This is a genomic window from Variovorax sp. 01T439_2 (genome assembly GCF_056398445.1).
Map to the genome: position 1 here is coordinate 1 of NZ_JBFTPJ010000846.1, position 2,618 is coordinate 2,618.

Annotated in this window: 1 protein-coding gene; it reads right to left on the reverse strand. The window is 72.8% G+C overall.

Annotated features, from left to right (window positions below):
* Window positions 1–2,567: circularly permuted type 2 ATP-grasp protein (locus AC1DOC_RS28680; RefSeq protein WP_478131023.1), on the reverse strand; the 2,567-nt coding region annotated here is incomplete at its 3' end.
* Between the last annotated feature and the right edge of the window lie 51 nt (window positions 2,568–2,618).

Consider the following 2,618-nt stretch of genomic DNA (forward strand, 5'->3'; position numbering starts at 1 on the left):
GGGTCGGGCAGCTCGTAGGACAGCGCGGTGAGCTTGCCGGGGGCGCTGCCGGCCAGGCGCGCGATGCGTCCGCGCAGCGTCTGCGTGACCCACGCCAGCGAGCGCGGATTCTCGGCATCGAGCACCAGCAGGTCGACCAGCGTGGCCACGTCGCGCCGTTGCTGGTAGCGGGCGTGGAAGGTGATGGTGCTGTCGAACAGCGCCACCATGGCTTCGAAGCCGCTCACTTCGTGCACGGCGCCGTTCTCGAAACCGGCCTCCAGCGCGCTCGCAAGAAAGCCCAGCCGCTCGATGTGGCGGCCGATCGACAGCAGGCGCCAGGCGTCGTCGCGCGTCATGCGGTCGGTCTGCGCGCCGGTCATGGCGGCGAGCGCGGTGCTGGCGGATTCGAGCGCGCGCAGCGCGGCGCCGGTGGCAAAGCTGCCTTCGCCGGCCTGCTCGGCCGCGCGCCGCAGGAAGTCGGCCTCGGCGCGCACGATCTGGTTCCAGGTGTCCTGCGAGAGCCGTTCGCGCACAGCGGCGGCGGCCTGCCGGATGCAGCGCAGGCTGAAGCCCACGCTGCCGCCGCGCGCCACGTCGCCGAGCTCGGCGATCAGCGCGCGTTCGAACACGCGGCGCGACTGCGGCGCGCTCGGCGCCTCGGCCGGCACCAGCGCATTGCGCAGCGCCATGCGGTGCAGCCAGTCGAGCAGCGGGCGCGACGACTGGTCTTCGCTGCCCAGCAGGTTGAGCGTGAGGCGCGCGAGGCGCACGGCGTTTTCGGCGCGCTCGGTGTAGCGGCCGAGCCAGAACATGTTCTCGGCCGCGCGGCTGGTCACGGGCGCGCGGTGCCGCGCGAGCGAGGCCGGCGTGGCATGCGGCTGGAGCAGCGTGGTGCGGTCGACTTCGCCGTGCGTCTRCACCCACACGTCGGCGCTGCTGCCGCCGCGCTGCATGGAGGCGATCTGCGCATCGCGGCCCGCCAGCCGCGCCAGCCCGCCCGGCAGCACGCGCCAGGACTGCGGCCCGTCGCTCACCGCGAAGACGCGCAGCAGCATCGCGCGCGGCGCGATGTGGCCGGGGCCCATGTCGTTGGCCCAGGTGGGCATCTGCGACAGCGGCAGGTAGCTCTGGACCGTGTGGGCCTCGCCCTCGCGCACGATGCGGCCGGCCCATTCGTCGAGCTCGCGCCGGCCCAGCTTGCTGCCGAGCACCGCGTCGAAGCTGGTCTGTCCGTCCGACCCGGGATAGGTGGGCTTGATGGCGCAATCGCCCAGCTGCGGCAGCACCGCCTCGAGCGCGGCGCGCTCGCCGCACCACCAGGTCGGCAGCGCCGGCAGCTTGAGCTTTTCGCCGATGAGGCGGYGCGCGAGCCCGGGCAGGAAGCCCAGCAGCGCGGGCGACTCGAGGAAGGCCGAGCCCGGCATGTTGGCCACCAGCACATTGCCGGCGCGAATCGCCTGCAGCAGGCCCGGCACGCCCAGCGTGGAATCGGGGCGCAGCTCGAGCGGGTCGAGGAACTGGTCGTCCAGCCGCTTGATGAGGCCGTGCACCGGCCGCAGCCCCTGCAGGGTCTTGAGGTAGAGGCGCTGGTCGCGCACCGTGAGGTCGCTGCCCTCGACCAGCGTCAGGCCCAGGTAGCGCGCGAGGTACGCATGCTCGAAGTAGGTCTCGTTGTAGGGGCCGGGCGTCAGCAGCGCGATGTGCGGCGGCACGCCGGCCGGGCACATGCGCTGCAGGCCGTCCATCATGGCGCTGTAGGTGGCGGCCAGGCGCTGCACCTGCAGGGCCTCGAACGCCTGCGGAAACTGGCGCGTGATGGCCAGCCGGTTCTCGAGCAGGTAGCCCAGGCCCGAGGGCGCCTGGGTGCGCTGCGACACCACCCACCAGTTGCCGTCGGGCCCGCGGGCGAGGTCGAAGGCCGCGATGTGCAGCCATGTGTCGCCCGGCGGCTTCACGCCGTGCATCGCGCGCAGGTAGCCGGGATGGCCGTGCACCAGTGCCGCCGGCAGCAGGCCTTCGGCCAGCAGCTGCTGCGGGCCGTAGACATCGGCCATGACGCGGTCGAGCACGCGCGTGCGCTGCAGCACGCCGGTCTCGATCTGGGCCCAGCTCTCGGGCGAGACGATCAGCGGGAACAGGTCGAGCGACCACGGGCGCTGCGGCCCGTCGGCATCGGCATAGACGTTGTAGGTGACGCCGTTGTCCCGGATCTGCCGCTCGAGGCTGACCGCGCGCCGTGGCAGGTCGTTGAATCCGCCCGGGCCGAGCTGTTCGAAGAAGGCGTTCCAGGCGGGCGTGAGGGGCGGGGTGTCGCCGGGGGCGGGCTGAAGGACCTGGGTTTGAGTTTGTGTCTGTGATTGAGCCTGCGACGGACCCGGCGGCTGCGCCGCAGCGTCATAGAGCATGGGCGGCATCGGCGCCAAGGGCGCTGCCCCCGCGGCCGGCCGCGCCGGCACCGCGGGCGTGGCCTGCCCGCGCAGTTCGTCGAAGTGGCCGGGCAGGGCGGCCGGCGCGAGCGCCGACGCCAGGGCGGCTGGAAATTCCAGCGCCTGGGCGTCGAACAGGGATTCGTTCAGGGGTTCCACAGGAGGTGGATTGTCACATTGCCGTCACCGGCCGGATGACGGGCGATGCGC